Origin of the sequence: Subtercola sp. YIM 133946, from assembly GCF_036553535.1 — a bacterium.
Lineage (GTDB): Bacteria > Actinomycetota > Actinomycetes > Actinomycetales > Microbacteriaceae > Subtercola.
Map to the genome: position 1 here is coordinate 315,523 of NZ_JAZHPE010000045.1, position 18,077 is coordinate 333,599.

An 18,077-nucleotide genomic window follows, 5' to 3' on the forward strand; every position below is an offset into this window, starting at 1 on the left:
GCGCGTAGAAAAAAAGCAAACGCCGGGAGGCACGATGAACACTGATGACAAGCTGCCGACCCGACGCCTGGGTCGTTCAGGCCCGGAGGTGCCGATTCTGGCGCTCGGATCGTGGAATACGTGGGACAGAATGCCGGCCGCAGAGGCAGTCGCCATGATCGAGCGGGCCTGCGACGCCGGTGCCGGCTTCTTCGACGTGGCCTACTACAACACCGGCCCGCACGCCGAGGGCTCGCGAACCGATCTGCTGTTCGCCGAAGCGCTGAGGTCGTCGGGACGAGACCGTGACGATGTGGTGCTCTGCGGCAAGCTGTGGCTGTGGGACTACCCGAGAGCGTCGTTCTCCGACCAGCTGCACGAGAGCCTCGAGCGCATCGGGCAGCAGCGGCTCGACACGGTGGTGGTCGGTGATTATCTGGGCGAGCCCGATGTCGAAGGCATTGTGGCCGATGTCGCCGCGCTTGAGCAGCAGGGCCTGATCGGCAGCTGGGGCATCAACAACTGGCGCATCGAGCACACCCGACGGGCTCTCGATTTCGCCCGGCGCGAAGGCCTTGCGCCCCCCGTGTTCGCCCAGCTCAAGTACAGCGTGGCGCGGCGATCGATGGCCGAGGGTCGGGAGTACGGCGACCTGTTCGCATCGGGCGAATTGGGCCTACAGGCCTCCGATATCTTCGAGGGCGGCATCCTCGCCGGTCGACTGCGCCCCCAGCGCAAGATCGGCGCCGATGTCGGATCGATCCGCGAACAGATCGCGGCCATCCACCCTGCCATCGCCCGACGGGCGGCCGAATTCGACGCGACCGCCGCACAACTCAGCCTCGCCTTCGTGCTTGCCCATTCCGCGGTGGGAAATGTGCTGTTCGGGGCATCCCGTCGCAGCCAGCTCGACGAGGGCATCGCTGCCGTTCGCCTTTTCGAACGAATCGGAGCCGCTCGTCTCGGCACCCTGCTGGCAGATCTCCAGGTCGACACGAGTGTTCGATCTGACGGGCGATGGTGAATTTACGCGATTGAAACACGATTGAACGATCCGTCGAAATAATTTCCTACGATCGTTGAATAAAGCCCGGTGAAGACCTTGCCTTTGAAGTCAACGTATGTAGAATAAAGACCACGACACACCGCGGTGCCGCCGGATCCACCTCACGAGGCGAACCAACCCGTGGTCAGAACACCTCACCCGAACATGCGCCACCACACCTTGTACTCGAGAGAAGGAATCATGAAGAAGTTCCCGATAGTCGCGATGCTCGCCGCTGCGGCGATCGTGCTCACGGCCTGTTCGTCAGGCGGAGCCACAGACAGTTCGTCGACAAGCAGCGCACCCACCGACCTCAAGATCGGCAACTTTCTCGACGTCACCTCGTGGGATCCGGCCAACGCCGACATCGGCTTCGACGGGCCCTATCTCTCGGCCGTGTACGACCCGCTGATCGCACTCGACACTGATTCGCAGCCGATTCCGGCCCTGGCGACGGATTGGTCGTACTCGGCCGACTTCCTTACTCTGACGATGCACCTGCGCACCGGAGTCACGTTCAGTGACGGCACCGCGTTCGATGCCTCAGTAGCGGTCGCCAACCTCGAGCACCTCAAGGCAGGCACGCTCTCGGGGCCCACCTACGCGAATGTCGCCAGCTTCCAGGCGACCGACCCTACGACTCTGACGATCACCCTCACCCAGCGTGATGACACCCTGCTCTACCTGATGGGCCTCGGCCGAAGCTACATGGTCTCGCCGAAAGCTCTGACGTCGTCGACCCTTGCCACGACGCCAGTCGGATCGGGCCCGTACGTACTCGACGCGTCGACCAGCACGGCCGGCAGCGACTATCACTTCACCAAGGTCGACGGGTATTGGGATGCGTCGACCTACCCCTTCGCCAACCTCGAGATCATGCCGATCACTGACGCCACTGCTCGCAACAATGCCATGCTGTCGGGTCAGATCAACGTCAACTACGCCGCGGCGACCGATCTGCCGCAGGCCCAGCAGAACAGCTGGAACGTCTCGCAGAAGGTCGCGGGGTGGGTGGGGCTGCAGTTCATCGACCACACCGGTTCGATGCTCGCGCCGCTCGGTAACGAGAAGGTGCGCCAGGCACTGAACTACGCATTCGACGGGGCATCCATTCTGCAGTCGATTGGCAGCGGAGCGGGCGTCGCGACGAACCAGGTCTTCCCCGACGGCGGCGCGATCAACGACTCCTCGCTGAATTCGACTTATGCGTACAACGTAGCGACCGCGAAGCAGCTGCTCTCCGATGCCGGATACGCCAGCGGTTTCTCGGTCACCATGCCGATGTCGCCGGTCTTCCAGCAGTGGCAGGCCGTGACGCAGCAATCGCTCGCCGATATCGGTGTCACGGTGACCTGGGACGACATGTCGCAGGCCGACTACCAGACCAAGGCCGCGACCTACCCGATGTTCGTCTCGTACCTCGCCATGGACTCGAACCCGAACGCTACCGTCGCGCAGATGCTGACCACCCCTCAGTGGTTCGACCCGACCCCGGAGTACACCCAGTTTCCCGAACTGGTGAGCCTGGTCGACCAGATCAACCAGGCCACCGGTGACGCGCAGACGGCGCTGATCAAACAGCTCAACACCCAGCTGACGCAGATGGCCTGGTGGAGCGTCTGGTACCAGGCCAACAACATCTACGTGAGCAGCCCGGGCATCACCGTCACGCCGATCACCGGCATGATGTTCCCCACCCTGCGTTACATCCAGCAGGGCTAGCCAGAGATTCCCGACAATCGGGCGGGTCGCACGCACCCCACGCGCGACCCGCCCGCACACCTTCAGGAGACGTCCATGCTCCGCTTCACCGTTCGGCGCGTGATCTCAGGGGCCATTCTGTTGGTGGCCATCTCGATCGCCGCGTTCTTTCTCAGCCACTGGGCATTCCCCAACCCGGCATCGGCCATCCTCGGCGACAATGCGACGCCGTCGCAGGAGGCCGCCCTCAACTCCAAGCTCGGGCTCGACCAGCCGATCATCACCCAGTTCTTCAGTTGGATCGGTCACGCTGTGACAGGCGACTTCGGTACATCGTGGGCCAATTCGCGCTCTGTGACCGGCGAGCTGGCGTCGAAACTGCCCGTCACCCTGTCGATCGTCATCTTCGCCACCCTCATCTCGGCCGTGGTGGGCGCGGCGTTCGGAATCGTCTCAGGGACGCGGCCAGGCAGCGCGATCGATCGCGTGGTGAAGATGGCCGCGGTGGTGCTGTTCGCCCTGCCGGGATTCTGGGTCAGCCTCGTGCTCGTGATCTGGTTCGCCATCAACCTCAAGTGGTTTCCCGCAGTCGGGTACGTGCAGCCGGCGAAGTCGTTCGCGGGCTGGCTCGACTCCATCACGCTGCCGGCGATCGCGCTGTCGTTGGGCGCCATCGTGTCGGTGGCCGAACAGCTGCGAAATGCCGTCGTGCGGGTGAACGGCCAGGAATATGTGCGAACGCTGCGCAGCCGTGGTCTCTCTAGAGGGCGCCTCATCACGCACATTGTTCGCAACGCCTCACCGGCAGCGCTGACGGTTCTCGCGCTGCAGTTCGTCGGTCTGCTGGGGGGCGCCATCATCGTCGAAACGATCTTCAATCTTCCGGGCATCGGCGCGGTGACCATGTCGGCCGCCAACTCGGCCGACATCCCGATGATCCTCGGTATCACTGTGGTCTCGGTGTTGTTCGTGGTGATCGTGAACCTGCTGCTCGATCTTCTGCTCGGCATCGTCAACCCGAAAGCGCGCACATCGTGACCGAAGCACTCACTGCAGACCTCGATTCTCGTGCGACCCGTCCCGGTACGGTGTGGCGGCGGTACCTCAGACGCCCCGCCGGGGTGATCGCTCTAGCTGTCTTCGTCGTCATCGCGCTGATCGGAGTTCTCGCGCCCCTGCTCAGCCCCTCCGATCCGAACTTCGTCACGCTGTCGCTGACAAAGGCGCCGCCCAGCGCCGCGCACTGGCTCGGCGGAGACTCGTCGGGTCGCGACATCCTCAGCCGGCTCATCTGGGGTACGCGCACGACGCTCTACGGAGCGCTCATCGCCGTCGTCTCCGGGCTCGTCGTCGGGGGGCCCGCAGGGGTCGCCGCCGGCTACTTCGGCGGTAAGACCGACCGCATCGGCACGTGGATCAGCGACGCCCTGCAGGCGATTCCTGGCATGATCATTTTGCTGATCGTGGCTGCAGCCTCAGGTGCCGACTTCACGATCATCATGATCGCCATCGGTGTGTTCATGGCGCCCGGGTACTTTCGCATCGCTCGATCGACCACTCTCTCGGTGCGCAACGAGCCGTACATCGACGCTGCGAAGGTGGCCGGCCTCACCGACCTCCGAACGATGAGCCGCCACATCATCCGTGCCGTCTACCCACCCATCATCATTCAGACCGCCCTCACCGCCGGCATTGCGATGGGAATGCAGGCCGGTCTGCAGTTTCTCGGAATCGGCAGCGCGGTGGTGCCCAGCTGGGGCGCCATGATGAATGACGGCTTCAGAAATATGCTGACCAACCCTCTCCTGTTGCTCTGGCCCGCCGCGGCCCTCGGAGTCACGATCGCGGTACTGGCGATCATTGGTTCCACGCTCGCCGATCTGATCAGCGTGCGAACCGACAGAGCAACACGCAGGCAGCGCACGGCGGCCACCCGACGTCGAACTGCGATGGCAGGCAGCGGCGGCCCAGCGTCGGGCCGCACGGTGTACGACATCGCCGGTTCGGCCGCCCGCATCGAGAACCTGCGGGTGAGCTACGCGAAAGGCGACACCGACATCGAGGTGGTTCACGGCATCACTCTCGATGTGGCTCCCGGCGAGGTGCTCGGTATCGTGGGTGAATCCGGATCGGGCAAGTCGCAGACCGTCTTCTCGTTGCTCGACCTGCTGCCGAACGGGGGCAACGCGGTCGCCGACGCAATCTGGATCAACGGCCTCGAGGTGACCGGCCTCAGCACGGCCGCCCGCGCGAAGTTGCTCGGAACGCAGATCGGCTACATTCCGCAGGAGCCGATGTCGAACCTCGACCCCTCGTACTCCATCGGATTCCAGCTCGTCGAGCCCCTGCGCACGGTGCACAGCATGCGCAGACGCGAAGCCAGGGCGCGTGCAGTCGCCGTGCTCGAGCGGGTCGGCATCACCGACCCCGAGCGCGTGATGCGCTCGTACCCGCACCAGCTCTCGGGTGGAATGGCCCAGCGCGTGCTGATCGCCGGGGCCATCGCCGGCAGACCCTCACTGCTGGTAGCCGACGAGCCGACCACCGCACTCGACGTGACGGTGCAGGCCGAGGTGCTCGAACTGCTTCGCGAGCTGCAGGCCGAGTATGGCATGGCTCTGCTGCTCGTGACCCACAACTTCGGCGTCGTCGCCGACATCTGCGACCGAGTGGCCGTGATGAGCAACGGCCATCTCGTCGAAGTGGGCGACGTCGATCAGATCTTCGAGCATCCCGCCGACGAGTACACCGCGGCGCTCATCGGAGCGTCGCTCGATGAGTCGGAGAGTCGTCGTGAACTCGATGAACGGCACGCCGGTCATCCGGCAGCCGACCGAATGGCGGCTGCACCCGCGGGCGCGTCGACCGAACGACCCGCTTCTGTGGTCGCCGAACACAGCCGAGGAGTGATGTCGCGATGAATGCGAGCGCAGGGCCACTGCTGGCCGTCGACGACCTGGTGGTGGACTACCGGGTGCCCGGGCGCCGTGGTGCACCGTTCCGGGCTCTGAAGGGTGTGTCGCTCGAGGTCGCGCCAGGCGAGTGCCTCGGCATCGTCGGCGAGAGCGGCTCGGGCAAGTCGACGCTCGGCAAGGCCATTCTCGGCCTCGCTCCGGTGACGGCGGGCGCAATCGCCTTCGACGGCACCGACATCACCCACGCCCGCGGTGCTGCGCGGCGCCGGTTGGCGAGCAGTCTGCAGGTGGTCTTTCAAGACCCGTACGGTTCGCTCGACCCGGGCATGACGATCGGTGAGATTCTGGCCGAGCCTCTGGTCGCCTCGGGCGTGCGTGCGGCGTCGGCCCGCGGGTCGGTGACAGAGATGCTCGACCGGGTGAAGCTGCCGCAGAACGCGTTGGCACGGTACCCGAGTGAATTCTCCGGGGGGCAGCGCCAGCGCATCGCCATCGCCCGAGCCCTCGTGCGGCGGCCCCGACTCATCATCTGCGATGAGCCGGTGAGCGCGCTCGATCTCACCACTCAGGCGGCGATCATCGATCTGTTCATCGAGATCCAGCGCGACACGGGCGTCTCGTACATCTTCGTGTCGCACGACCTCGGGGTGGTGCGGCGCATCTGCCACAACGTGGCGGTGATGTACCGGGGCGAGATCGTCGAGCAGGGCCCCGGTGAGCAGATCACCCGCTCACCTGAGCATGCCTACAGCGAACGTCTGTTGCTCGCGTCGCCCGTGGCCGACCCGTCGGCGCAGGCGGCCCGGCGGCAGGCGTGGTTGCGACTTCGGAGGACGGCCGATGCGCTCGCGATACAGTAAGGCACAGAAAGGGCACCATGCCGAAGGTAATCGATCACGAGCAGCGACGCAGAGACATCGTCGAGGTGGCGAAGAAGCTCATTCTCGAAGGCGGATTCGAAGCGGCGACCATGCGCAGCATCGCCAGCGAGGCCGGCTTCGCGAACGGCGCTCTGAAACACTACTTTCCCGGCAAAGAGACGATTGTCGCGGCGACCTTCGAGAGCGTGCTCGCCGAGATGAGCGAGGCGTTGTCGTCGCCGATGGCCGATGCCGACGAACTGCAGCAGCTGCGCTCGTACCTCGAGGGGTCGCTGCCCCTCGACGAACATCGTGTGAATTCGGGCCGGGTTCTGCTCGCGCTGTGGGAGTACGCCATGTCGAACACCGATCTGGCCGACCTGTACCGGCGCCATCTCACCGGGTGGCAGGCGCAACTGGTGACACTCATCAGACGGGCGAGGCAGTCGACAGGGGTGAAGCTCGAGCAGACCGACGAACAGCTGGCGACCGAGGTCATCTCGGTGACGATCGGGTCGAATGTCATGAGCCTGATGTACCCCGGCGGCGAGAAGGGGCCCGACTACCAGGCATACGTCGACCACTTCATCGAACGTCTGAGTGCCTCGGTCGACGTCGTCTAGGCTCGACTGCGACCGGGCGACCGGATGCCCGCTCCGACCGTGAGACGCAACGATGACCGCGCTCGTAGCGCGCGTGTCGCACACCCCGGCTCGCGGGCAGAGAAGCGGTCCGGCGGTGCTTCTGCTGCACGGATTCGCCTCAGATGGGGTCGCCGACTGGCCCGCTGACCGCTGGGCGGAACCACTGGCCTCGGCCGGCCGCGACGTCTACGTGGTCGACCTGCCCGGCCACGGGTCGGCGGGTGCGATCGACGCAGTCGCAGACGTCTCGACGGCCGCCATCCTTGCCGCCGTCGACGCTGCCATCGAGCCCGGCGTGTCGTTCGCCGACTCGGAATCAGACACGGGCACCCTCGACGTGGTCGGCTACTCGCTCGGTGCTCGGCTCGCTTGGGACTTCGCCGGCACCCGGCCCCATCGGGTTCGGCGACTCGTGCTCGGCGGGCTCAGCCCGGTCGAACCGTTCGCCGCCGTCGACACCGGGCAGCTGCACCAGTTTCTCGAGACCGGCACCGAACCGATCGACCCGCTGGCCGGCATCATGGTGCAGCTTGCCAGCGCCGTCGGCCGTGACCCGAGATCACTGCTCGCCCTCGTCGAGGGCCTCGGTGCTGATGCCTTCGACCCTGCCCGCACCCCGCCGCAGTGTTCCACGTTGTTCGTCATCGGTGCTGACGACCAGATGGCGTCTGCATCGACAGAACTCGTAGCGCTGATCTCGGGCCGGCCCGTCGTGGTCGAGATCGTGCCCGGCGATCACGTCGGCGCGCTCGCCGGCGACGACCTGCGCTGTTTGACGCTCGACTTCCTCCTCGACTGACCCTCCCTCACCGCGCGGATCGGTTTCGCGCAATCCCTCCAGAACCACCCACAGAAAGACAGGAAGACAATGACCACCGTTGAATCTGCCTCCGTGCATCCGTATGCCACCGACGCCACCGGCTCGACCGGTGCCCGAGGCGCGGCCGCCACACCCGCGCGCATCCTCGACATCGCCGTCGGGTACATGGCGTCGAAGCAACTGTTCGAGGCGAGCCGCATCGGTCTCTTCGCGAGCCTGCAGAACGGAGCTCTCACGATCGACGCGATCGCCGCAGCCACCGGGGTCAGCGTGCGTATCGCCCGCATCCTCGCCGACGCGATGTCGTCACTGGGTCTGATCGCTCGCACTGATGGGCAGTACAGTCTGGCCGCCGATGCCGCCGACTACCTCGTCGGGGGCGACTCGAGTGTCGACCTGGCACCGTTTCTGACCTTTCTCAGCGAGATCAGCTACCCGCACTGGCTGCAGTTCGGCCACACGGTCGACACGTCGGAGCCCGGCGACCTCGGCATGACCGACGAGCGCTGGGCCACGTTCCTCGCCGGAGTGATGACCTACAACCGGCTGCACTCGCAGATGTTCACCCGCTTCTTCGACGTCACGCCGTACCGCAACAGTCTCGATTACGGCGGTCTGGCTGCCTACTTCTCGCTCGAGGCGATGAGCGTCAACCCCGACCTGCACACCACCTTCATGTTCGCGCCCGATTTCGCGGAGTCGGTGACCGCAGCGATTCAGGATGCCGCACTGACCGACCGCGCAACCGTTCTGCCGGTCGACACGGCGACGGGTACCCCCGTGGGCTCGTACGACCTGGTGCTCGCCAACCACGTCATCCATCGGTTCGATGCCGAACAGAACGCACGCATCTTCGGCGCTCTGCGCGACGCTGCCCTGCCCGGTGCGCGACTCGTCGTGCTCGACTTCTTTCTCGACGACGATGAGCACCAGCGCCGTATCGACGCCCTGCATGCAGGTGAGTACCTCGTGATCGACGGAACTGTCGTTTACCCCGAGGCGCAGGTGCGCGGCTGGCTGTCAGACGCTCGCTGGAACCCGATCGATGTGATCGAGCTGCCCGGCAGCCCGCGGCTGCTCGTCGCCGAAGCTGTCTGATCCCCGTGCCGAGCCGGCGCCCGCCTCCGCAGCGGGAGGGCGGGCGCCGGCGGCACTGCTGCTGATCAGCGCAGCGTGTCGGCGCCGGCCCTCGTATAGACGATGCGGCCGTCGACGACGGTCAGCTCGATCTCGACGGCAGGCAGATCGGCCGGCTCGGTCTCGAGCGGATCGGCCGTGAGTACGCAGAGGTCAGCGGCCATTCCGGGGGCGAGGGTTCCCTTCCACCCCGCTGCGCCGTCTTGTGCTGCCGGCACGCTGGTGTACATCTGAACGAATCGGGCGCGGTGCTCACGGGTCACAGCGACGCCGCGGCTCTCGAGTAGAGCTGCGGCCGCCGCGATCGTCTGGCGCCAGTCGGGCGTCGCGATCGGCGCGTCAGACGTCAGTGAAGTCGCCACCGAACTCTCGAGCAGATCGGCCAGCGGCCACGCCGCCGCTGCGACCTGGGGCGAGACACGTTCACTCAGCCAGTCCCGAGTGTGGGCTGCGATCAGGGGCTGAACATCGAGTCCCATTCCCAGTCGAGCGAGTCGGGCGATCTGCGCCGGAGTCACGAGGTCGCCGTGCACGACGTAGTGCGGCCCGGCGGCGCGGGCGGCATCGCCGGCTGCCTCTCCGGCACGACTCGCGGCACGGCCCGCGGGGTGGCCTGCGTCTCGATGCCCGTCGCGGCTTGCCGCCCCAGCTGCTCGTCGGCGCTCGATCGCCGTGAGAAACGCATCGATGGTGCGGTCGCCGGTCGCGTGCACCGCGATCTGAAGGCCGCGTGAATCGGCGAGCTCGATCATCCGGGTGAATGCTGCCAGCCGGGAGGCTTCGGCGTTCGACTCCGACCCGAACTCCGCACCTCCCTCGGTCATCAGTGCGCCGGTGCTGCCGTCGGGGTACGGTGTCGTGGTCCAGGCGCCGTGCATGGGCGGGATGCCGTCGGCGAAGATCTTCACGCCGGGAATCGCCAGCCATCGCGAGTCTGTCGGCGGCGTCGGCACGTCGAGCCCGGCCCGGAAGCCGTCGAGTGTGCTCGGCCCATCGAGCAGTCCGAACAGCCGCAGCAGGGTCACCCGCACGGTCTGCTGTGCACTGCCGGCGAGTTCGAGGTAGCTGTCGAGCATCGCTGAGCCGAAACATCCGGTCTCACCGTCGTCTTCACCGGGGCCGATGCCGGGCTCGGTGTAGCTGGTGATTCCGAGCGACGACAGGAGGGCCCATGATCGTTGCAGGGCTGCCGCCCGTTCAGTGGCGTTCGACAACAGTCGGCCCGTCGGAGCTGTACTCTCGTCGCCGAAGAAGAGGCTCGGCCAGCGGGCTCCGAGCCACGCGCCGTGCAGGTGGGCGTCGTTGATGCCCGGAATGACCGTGCTGCCGGCGAGGTCGATGACCTGGGTTGCGGGGCCCGCCAGGGCCAGCACCTGCCTCGATGTACCGAGGGCGACGATGGTGCCGGCCCGACAGGCGATAGCCTCGGCTCGGGTTCCGGCCGCGCCAGGGGTGGGATCGTCGAACGAGTACACCGTGCCGCCGTGCAGCACCAGGTCTGGGTTTTCCTCCATTTGTAGAAAGACTATACGAAACGGGAGAGAAGTGCCTCAGCCGGGCCACAACCCCGCATCAGGTCGCGCTGAGGTCATGCGTCGATCCGCTCCCTCATTCCGGGCTGGGCGCAGCGAGTTCGGTGAGTGCCGAACGACCCACGAGGTAGTAGATCGACAGTACGGTCAGCCCCACCATCATCACCACGGGCGCGAACAACCCGACGACCGTGGCAAGCGGGTAGAGCACCAGCCCCGCACCGAACCGCACGAGCTGGCGGCGGCGCTCGTCGCGACCGATCGGCCGGCTGACCAGCCCAGCGTCGATGATGTGCCGCAGAATCAGTACGAAGCTGACCGCCATGCCCTCGGCGACGGCGCCGTACAGCACCACCGCGACCTGGGCGTTCGTGCCGCCCTCGACGACGAAGTCGGCCAGCGTCGACGTGCTGAACGGAATGGTGCACACGAACAGCAGCAACAGCAGGTTCAGGGCGAGCGTCAGCCGGTCGACGCGCACCATCGCGTCGAAGAGCAGGTGGTGGTTCACCCAGATGGTTCCGATGACGAAGAAGCTCAGCAGGTACGCCAGAAAGGCGGGCCACTCGTGTGCCAGCTGATCGAGCAGCGGTTCGCCGGTCGCCGCGCTCGTGTGCAGGTCGAGCACCAGCAGGGTGATGGCCACGGCCATCACCCCGTCACTGAACGCCTCCACCCGACCCCGACCCATGCTCCACACCCTAGGCCAGCGGCCGGCCTGCCACCATGGCTGCGCCGCGCCATTCTGACGTGGCGATCACGTGGCGGCGCGGGCGGGGTCGGGTGCCGGTGGCGTGGTGGCGCGGGCGGGGGTCGTATGACGGTCACATGGCGACGAGCATGACGATGACCGAGAGCGACATGGCGGCGGCGTCGATCGAAGCGAGACGGGATGCCCGCCAGTGGCGCACGGCGACGACACCGCCGAACGCGGCGATCGCCAGGCCGCCGCCGGCAAGCAGCAGGCCGAGGCTGCCCGTGCCGCCGGTTGCCTCGAACATGGCCATGCCGGTCATGGAGCCGTGCGCCGCCGGGATGGCCGTCGCCGTCGTCGTCACCGTCGCTGCCGTCGTCACCGTCGCCGTCGTCGTCGCCGTGGTTGCCGCGGTCGCCGCCTGTGTCGCGCTCATGCCGCCTGCCAGCAGGAGGGCCGCCATCACGACGCAGCTCAGCGCCCGGTGGGTGATCATCGGTGAGAGGCGCCCCGCGGGCCGGTCTCCGATCTCACGGTTCACACGCGGCGCGGGTGGCGCCGAGGGTGACGCGAGTCGCACCGGGAGCCGTGCGGATGCGACCGGAGTCCGCACACCTGCGTCCGCGCGCCGTGCGGATGCGACCGGATCCCGCGCACCTGCGGCCGTGCGCCGCCGGGCGGGGAATGCCGCCAGCAGGGCGCACGCGACGAGCGCCGCGAACCAGAAGGCGGGTGGCAGCAGCGCGGGGCGGCCGAGGAGGCCCGGGATGCTCAGGTCGAGCATGGCCGCGAGCATCACCACGGTGGGCACCCCGTCGCGCAGGGTGCGGCGCCTGCGGTTCGCCGCGACGCAGCAGGCCGCGGCGCCGGTCGGAACGAGCATCCCGAGCTGCAGCAGCTCAGACACGCCGCGCCCCGGCGCCCGCGAGGTCAGCAGCTGCAGGCATGACCGTCGCCGGATGCCGCGGCGCCGTGATCGTGACCTTCGTGCGCACTCGCACCGACCCCGCCCGCACCGACCCCACCGGCACCGCCCGCACCGTGCCCGCCCGCACCGTGCCCGCCCGCACCGTGCCCGACGCTCGCCGGCACGTCGAGGGTGGGGTTGCGGTCGAAGAAGCCGTGCGGCTTGAGCTTGAAGCCCGCGTAGTCGACGGGCATGACCGGCCAGTCTTCGAGGCGCGGAAAGTGCGTCAGCCCGAACGTGTGCCACACCACGATGTCTTCGCCGTCGACCGACCGGTTGCCCGCCGTGTAGGCCGGCAGTCCGGCCCCGCCCGGGTGCTGGTTCACGGTGGCGCCCGCCGCCCACAGCTCGTCGCGGTCGTACTGCGTCACCCAGAGGTGCTTGGTCGCGAATCCCGCGCGAAGTCGCGCCGACGCCTCGTCGGCCGCCAGCAGCACCGGCTGCCCCTCGGGGTACAGAACGTACGCCGGATGCTCGCCCATGCGGTTCGTCGTCGACGAGCTGTGGATGCTCCACACCCGCCCCTCGCCCGGCGCCGCCAGCCGCTGGGCGCTCTGCTCGTCTTCGAGGCGCGTCACACTGCGGGTGAACGCGTTGCCCCACGGGTTCGACGCGCCGATCGGCACGCGCTGCACCTGGATCTCGTCGACCGCGTTCGCCGTCTCGTCGACGGTCATGTCGAGCCGCGCCGAGAACAGGTGCTGGTGGTAGGGCGCCCCGAGGCCCGGCGCGAGCGCCGAGGCGTACTCGTAGTCGCCACCGGCGTGACCCGAGGTGAAGACGACACCGGTGGCCTTCGCCTCGAGTTCGATGGTGCCGTCGAGGTAGAGGTACCAGTAGAACCCGTAGTCGTAGTTGCCCACAGTGACGAAGAACGAGATGACGAGTCGACGTTGCCGCCTGGTCTCGTTCGTTCCTGCGAAGTCGTCGTTGTGCTTCCACAGCACTCCGTAGTCTTCTTCGTGGATGCAGATCGCGTTCGCGATCGTCTTCGCCTCGCCGCGGTCGTCGACGACGGTCGCGTCGACGTAGGTGATGTCGCCGAGGCAGTCGCAGCCGAGCTGCAGCGAGTTGGCGAGCCGACCGAACTGGTATTCACCCACGTCGAAGTAGTTCTGCCAGGCGTGCGTCGGCGAGGGGTCGCCGTAGGGCACCATCATCTCTGACACGGATGCCCGGTAGATGATCGGGCGCACCACCCCGCGGTGTTCGAACCCGAGCTGGTGCAGCGTCAGCCCTTCGCGCCCGTTGAATCCGAGGCGCACCGACCAGTTCTGCCAGCTCAGCACGTTGTCGTCGAGCGTGAAGCTCACGCCCTCGGGCTGAGTGATGACGATCGGCTTGAGGGTGGTGCGCTCGGGCCCCCGAACGTCGGGGTCAGTGTAATCGCCAGACTCCTCGGGAACGGTGGTCATGTCGGTCTCGATCACGCGCAGCACCTCGGCGGCGTTGAGGTCGACGTGCGCGACGACGCCGTCGATCGGGTGGGCCCATACCGAGTCGGTGGGGTACGGCTGCCAGAACGCGAGCACCCGCACCATGCGGCGCCCCACCTCGTCGGGGTAGTCGAACACGCCGGCCGAGAGGGGCACGGTGCGCACCCGGTCGAGGTCGGTCACGCCGCGCCGCGCCAGCGCGGCGACCCAGTCGGCGTTCGCCTTGACGATGGCGTCGGCGGCCGGAAAGTCTTCTTCGAGCGACGGCCCCCAGCCGGTGACAGCGGGGTCGAGCCGATCGGCTGTCACCACGGCAGGGTCGCGGCCGGCGGTGACGTCGACGATCACGGTGGTCAGTGTCTTCGCCTCAAGGTCGGTCAGCAGTGCACTGATCTCGCGGCGAATGGATGCCCGCCCGCCGCTCGCGGCGTCGCCGTCGGCGTCGAAGGCGAGCACCTCGCTCTTGTCTGCCTCCCGCAGCAGCACGTACGAGTAGCGTGTCGCGTCGCCCGCGAGGCCGGCGGCCTCGAGGGCGGCCTTCATCGCGGCGATCTCGGCGGCGCCGAGCGGCTGCAGCGGATGGGTGACCGCTCGGCCGGTAGCGTCTCGGCCGGTGGCGTCTCGGTCGGCCGGGTTCGGCGCCGGGTGGTTCGTCATCTCCAGGGTCATCAGTGATCCTCATTCTGGGTTGTGTGGTCGTGGAAGAGCAGAGAACGGTAGGTGGCAGGTCGCCGGCGGCGCACCCACAGCACCACGCCGGCACCGACGAGGAACGCCGCCACGGGCGCAAGAATCAGCACCGTGTTCAGTGCCGGCTCGGGGGTTCCGGTCAGGGCGGAGAAGTTGGTGATGGCGAGCACGAGAATCGCGATGAGGCCGACGAGCGCCACGATCGGGGCGATGACCGTGTTCCACGGCCGTCGGTCGAGCTTCGTGCGGGCGAAGAACACCACCACCGAGACGCTGGTCAGCACGAACAGCAGGATGATTCCGATGGCCCCTGACGACGAAATGAGGGTGAAGACCTGCAGCAGCGGGTCCCAGCCGAGGGCGACCCAGAGCACGAGCAGCGCAACCGAGGCGGCCGTGACGAAGATCGACGCGAAGTGCGGCGAGCGGTGCCGACTGTGCGTCGTGGAGAGCCGTGTCGGCAGCAGCCCCACCCGGCCGATCGAGTGCAGGTAGCGTGAGATGACGTTGTGGAACGAGATGACGCAGGCGAACAGGCTGGTCACCAGCAGGGTACTGACGGCAGTGGCGAGCCACTGGCCCACGTAGGTGGTCGCGGTGAGCTGAACGAGGTCACCGGTGTGTTCGACGGCGATGCTCTGAACGGCTCCGCTGCCCCAGGCTTCGACGAGCATCCAGGTCGCCAACGTGTAGAACACACCGATGCCGATCACCGCGGCGTAGGTCGCTCGCGGAATGGTCTTGTGCGGCACGCGTGCCTCATCGCGGAAGATGGCGGTCGACTCGAACCCGGTGAAGCCACCGAAGGCGAGCATGACACCGAGGCCGACCGGGCCCGACATGATGACGGCCGGAGTGAACGAGTCGGCCGTCACGCCGCCGCCCGTCGATCCGCCCTTGAGCAGCACGGCGAGGCTCAGCACGACGATCACGAGCACTTCGAGAATCAGCAACACGCCGAGCACCTTCGCGCTCAGGTCGATGTTGCGATAACCGAGAAACGCCACGATCAGCATGGCAAGGGCGCTCCAGAGGTACCACGGAGTGTCGGGCAGACCCGCCGAAGCGACCAGGTTCGACGCCGAGAAGCCGAGAAAGGCGTAGATTGCGGTCTGGATGGCGAGGTACGAGAACAGCGCGAGAAACGCCGCTCCGCCGCCGATCACGCGGCCGAGGCCGCTGCCGACGAAGGTGTAGAACGCGCCGGCGTCTGTGATGTGGTGCGCCATGGTGGTGAAGCCCACCGCGAAGACCAGCAGCACGACACCGGCGGCGAGGTAGTTGAACGGAACGCCTCCGCCGTTCGTCAGCGCCATGCCGATGGGGCTCGAGGCGATGACGGTGAGCGGTGCGGCGGCGGCGACCACCATGAATACGATGGCGGTCGCCCCGAGCTTTCCGCTCAGGCGGTTCGATGGGGCGGCCGGCGCCGTGACGGCAGGGTCGGCAGAGGGGGCGATCTTGGTCACGAGAACTCCTGGGGCAATAGGTGGTACCAGGCAGAGAGGGGGATGAACGAACAACGACAATGTTATTGAGCGCTCGCTCGAAATAGATTACGCGCTTGTTTCGTTCGTGTAAATGGTGGGTGCCGCGCGGGCGCGGCCGGGCATCCTGCAACAATGGAGGCATGCCCCGCGTCGTCGACCATGATGCGCGCCGGCGTGACATCGTCGAGGCGCTGCTGGCGATCGCCGCCCGCGATGGCCTGCACGCGGCGACCTCCCGGGCCATCGCGGCCGAGCTGGGCGTGGCCACCGGTGCCCTGTGGCACTACTTTCCGAACTTCGACGCCGTGCTGAGCGCGGCCTTCGGCACGGTGTTCGCGCGCACCAACGCGCGCATCGACGAGGTCACGAGGGGGCGGTCGGGGCTGGATGCCGTACGCGCCATGATGCGCGAGATTCTGCCGACGGGCAAGGAGACGCAGGACGAGGCCCACCTCGTGGTGGGCTTCTGGGGCCGGGTCGCGGTCGATCCGGGCATCGCCAGCCACCAGATCGACTACGAGGTGGTGTGGCGGGCACGGCTCGACGAGCTGCTGCGGCAGGCGATCGCGAACGGTGAACTCGTGCCCGGCACCGACGTTCAGGGCATCGTCGACCTGCTCATCGTGCTGTCGGCCGGGCAGCAGGTGTCGTTCGTACTGGGTTCGGCACTCGGTGCGCCCGAGAAGCAACTGCCGCTGGTCGAGGTCACGTTCGCGCCCTGGCTCTCGCGATGAACCGCCGTCGCCACCTCGACGCTCGTGCAGGTCGCGCGCCGGTCGTCGCGCCCGGCCTCTACTGCTTCGTCGTGTGCTCCACGCTCATGACCAGCACCACGCGGTCGGCGCTGTCGGGCGGCGGCACCTGGTCGGCGTTGCCGTAGCGCTTGCCCAGCACGACATAGAAGGCGCCGGTGGGGTCGGGCACCACCTCGATGAGCGTGCCACGCACCTCGAGGTACCTGAACGGGTTCTCGGGGTCGATGACCATCAGCGACATCGTCGGGTTCTGCTGCAGGTTGCGGTACTTCGCCCGCTTCGTGGTGTGCGTGAAGCGCAGCACCTCGCCGTCGAACTGAAACCACATGGGGTTCACCTGCACGGTGCCGTCGGGCCTGATGGTGCCGAGCGCGCCGTAGTTCGGCTCTTCGAGCAGATGCACGTACTCGGCGGGGATGGTCGCTGTCATGTTCACATCCTCTCGCATCGGCCGCGCACGCGGTAGGGATGGTCGGGCGGGTGCAGCGCGGTCGCCGGGCACGGCAGTGATGTCTGATGGGTGCCAGTCGGTGTCGTGCGCCGCGCGTATCGTCTCTGATATGCACACACGCCACGTCACCATCACCACAGACGAGATCGCCGACGTCACCCTCGTGGCGACCGGCGACGCGCTCGTGGGCATCTACTACCCAGAGCACTGGACCAGGCCCGACCGCACCGCCTTCGGCCCGGCCGTCGACGAGGGCGACGACCTCGTTCTGGCCGAGGCCGCCCGCCAGCTGCGACAGTACCTCGCGGGGCGGCGCACCGAGTTCGACCTGCCCACCGCCCTCGCCGGCAACGACTTCCAGCAGCGGGTGTGGGCGCTGCTCGCCCAGATTCCGTTCGGCGAGACGGTGACCTACGGCGAGTTGGCCGAGCGGCTCGGTGACCGCCGACTGGCGCGCATGGTGGGGCAGGCGGTGGGCCACAACCCGCTGTCGATCGTGGTGGGCTGTCACCGGGTGGTGGGAGCATCTGGTTCGCTCACCGGCTATGCGGGCGGACTCGAACGCAAGCAGTTCCTGCTCGCCCTCGAGGGGTCGCGCGTTCCGGCCAGCACTCTCTTCTGACGCAGGAGGCCTCGCAGCATCGAGCTCGGGCCGCGCCTCAGGCGGCTGGCGGCGCTGCGCCCTCGGCCAGTTCGGCCTGTGTCAGCTCGTCGGCCCGAGCGGATGCCCCCGCCACCAGGTTCGTGATGCCGATGCCCCGCTGCAGCAGCTCGGGCAGCGTCTGGCCGCGGTACGACTCGAGCTCGGCCCGGCTGAACTTCATGCGCCTCACCCTAGCCGACGTGGTCTTCGGGGCCGATTGGGGGCAGATTCTGAGAACATTCATAGCTCACCTACCCCTGTGCCCAGCGGCACACCGTAGCCTCTGGTCTGGTCGTGGGGCAACGAAAGCGCGCCCGC

General features: G+C 67.3%; 16 protein-coding genes and 1 pseudogene. 10 read left to right on the top strand and 7 right to left on the bottom strand.

Annotated elements, in window-relative coordinates:
* Positions 1 to 34: 34 nt before the first annotated feature.
* From V3W46_RS15540 to V3W46_RS15575, 8 genes are all read left to right on the top strand, one after another.
* Positions 35 to 1,003, top strand: a complete 969-nt coding sequence (locus tag V3W46_RS15540) for an aldo/keto reductase (protein WP_331784044.1) — start codon at positions 35 to 37, stop codon at positions 1,001 to 1,003.
* A gap of 222 nt (positions 1,004 to 1,225) precedes the next feature.
* Positions 1,226 to 2,746, top strand: a complete 1,521-nt coding sequence (locus tag V3W46_RS15545; protein ID WP_331784045.1) for an ABC transporter substrate-binding protein — start codon at positions 1,226 to 1,228, stop codon at positions 2,744 to 2,746.
* Between the two features lie 75 nt (positions 2,747 to 2,821).
* Positions 2,822 to 3,763: an ABC transporter permease gene (locus V3W46_RS15550; RefSeq protein ID WP_331784046.1), complete on the top strand. Its 942-nt coding sequence runs from the start codon at positions 2,822 to 2,824 to the stop codon at positions 3,761 to 3,763.
* Positions 3,760 to 5,646 carry a dipeptide/oligopeptide/nickel ABC transporter permease/ATP-binding protein gene (locus tag V3W46_RS15555; RefSeq protein ID WP_331784047.1) on the top strand — a complete coding sequence of 629 codons (1,887 nt, stop codon included), beginning with the start codon at positions 3,760 to 3,762 and terminating at the stop codon, positions 5,644 to 5,646. Before V3W46_RS15550 ends, V3W46_RS15555 begins: the two co-directional genes overlap by 4 nt.
* Complete coding sequence (locus V3W46_RS15560; RefSeq protein WP_331784048.1) at positions 5,643 to 6,500, top strand: ATP-binding cassette domain-containing protein; 858 nt, start codon at positions 5,643 to 5,645, stop codon at positions 6,498 to 6,500. The genes V3W46_RS15555 and V3W46_RS15560 overlap by 4 nt, the downstream gene beginning before the upstream one ends.
* A gap of 17 nt (positions 6,501 to 6,517) precedes the next feature.
* Entirely contained in the window at positions 6,518 to 7,123 is a 606-nt protein-coding gene (locus V3W46_RS15565) for a TetR/AcrR family transcriptional regulator (RefSeq protein ID WP_331784049.1), read from the top strand.
* Positions 7,124 to 7,175: 52 nt separating this feature from the next.
* On the top strand, positions 7,176 to 7,943 hold the full coding sequence (locus tag V3W46_RS15570; protein WP_331784050.1) for an alpha/beta fold hydrolase: 768 nt from the start codon (positions 7,176 to 7,178) through the stop codon (positions 7,941 to 7,943).
* A 69-nt stretch (positions 7,944 to 8,012) separates the two neighbouring features.
* A complete protein-coding gene (locus V3W46_RS15575; protein ID WP_331784051.1) occupies positions 8,013 to 9,062 on the top strand; it encodes a methyltransferase family protein in 1,050 nt (349 codons plus the stop codon).
* A gap of 65 nt (positions 9,063 to 9,127) precedes the next feature.
* On the opposite strand, the gene V3W46_RS15580 is transcribed toward V3W46_RS15575, so the two are convergent.
* The 5 genes from V3W46_RS15580 to V3W46_RS15600 form a co-directional block, all read right to left on the bottom strand.
* Positions 9,128 to 10,615, bottom strand: a complete 1,488-nt coding sequence (locus tag V3W46_RS15580) for an amidohydrolase (protein WP_331784052.1) — start codon at positions 10,613 to 10,615, stop codon at positions 9,128 to 9,130.
* Positions 10,616 to 10,709: 94 nt separating this feature from the next.
* Positions 10,710 to 11,324, bottom strand: coding sequence for a TMEM175 family protein (locus tag V3W46_RS15585; RefSeq protein WP_331784053.1), 615 nt, complete (start codon positions 11,322 to 11,324; stop codon positions 10,710 to 10,712).
* A 133-nt stretch (positions 11,325 to 11,457) separates the two neighbouring features.
* Positions 11,458 to 12,234, bottom strand: coding sequence for a hypothetical protein (locus tag V3W46_RS15590; RefSeq protein ID WP_331784054.1), 777 nt, complete (start codon positions 12,232 to 12,234; stop codon positions 11,458 to 11,460).
* 23 nt (positions 12,235 to 12,257) lie between these two features.
* Positions 12,258 to 14,399, bottom strand: coding sequence for a primary-amine oxidase (locus V3W46_RS15595; protein WP_331784055.1), 2,142 nt, complete (start codon positions 14,397 to 14,399; stop codon positions 12,258 to 12,260).
* On the bottom strand, positions 14,399 to 15,889 hold the full coding sequence (locus V3W46_RS15600) for an APC family permease (RefSeq protein ID WP_331784056.1): 1,491 nt from the start codon (positions 15,887 to 15,889) through the stop codon (positions 14,399 to 14,401). The genes V3W46_RS15595 and V3W46_RS15600 overlap by 1 nt, the downstream gene beginning before the upstream one ends.
* A gap of 161 nt (positions 15,890 to 16,050) precedes the next feature.
* On the opposite strand from V3W46_RS15600, the gene V3W46_RS15605 reads away from it, so the two are divergent.
* On the top strand, positions 16,051 to 16,644 hold the full coding sequence (locus V3W46_RS15605; RefSeq protein ID WP_331784057.1) for a TetR/AcrR family transcriptional regulator: 594 nt from the start codon (positions 16,051 to 16,053) through the stop codon (positions 16,642 to 16,644).
* A 58-nt stretch (positions 16,645 to 16,702) separates the two neighbouring features.
* On the opposite strand, the gene V3W46_RS15610 is transcribed toward V3W46_RS15605, so the two are convergent.
* The gene (locus V3W46_RS15610) at positions 16,703 to 17,095 is read right to left on the bottom strand and encodes a PPOX class F420-dependent oxidoreductase (RefSeq protein ID WP_331784058.1); all 393 of its coding nucleotides are present in this window, start codon (positions 17,093 to 17,095) and stop codon (positions 16,703 to 16,705) included.
* A 130-nt stretch (positions 17,096 to 17,225) separates the two neighbouring features.
* Between V3W46_RS15610 and V3W46_RS15615 the strand changes: the two genes are divergently transcribed.
* On the top strand, positions 17,226 to 17,738 hold the full coding sequence (locus V3W46_RS15615) for a methylated-DNA--[protein]-cysteine S-methyltransferase (RefSeq protein ID WP_331784059.1): 513 nt from the start codon (positions 17,226 to 17,228) through the stop codon (positions 17,736 to 17,738).
* A gap of 52 nt (positions 17,739 to 17,790) precedes the next feature.
* Here the strand turns inward: V3W46_RS15615 and V3W46_RS19670 are convergent.
* Positions 17,791 to 17,889 (bottom strand): annotated as a pseudogene (locus V3W46_RS19670) (mismatch-specific DNA-glycosylase); the annotation flags it as partial.
* Positions 17,890 to 18,077 lie beyond the last annotated feature (188 nt).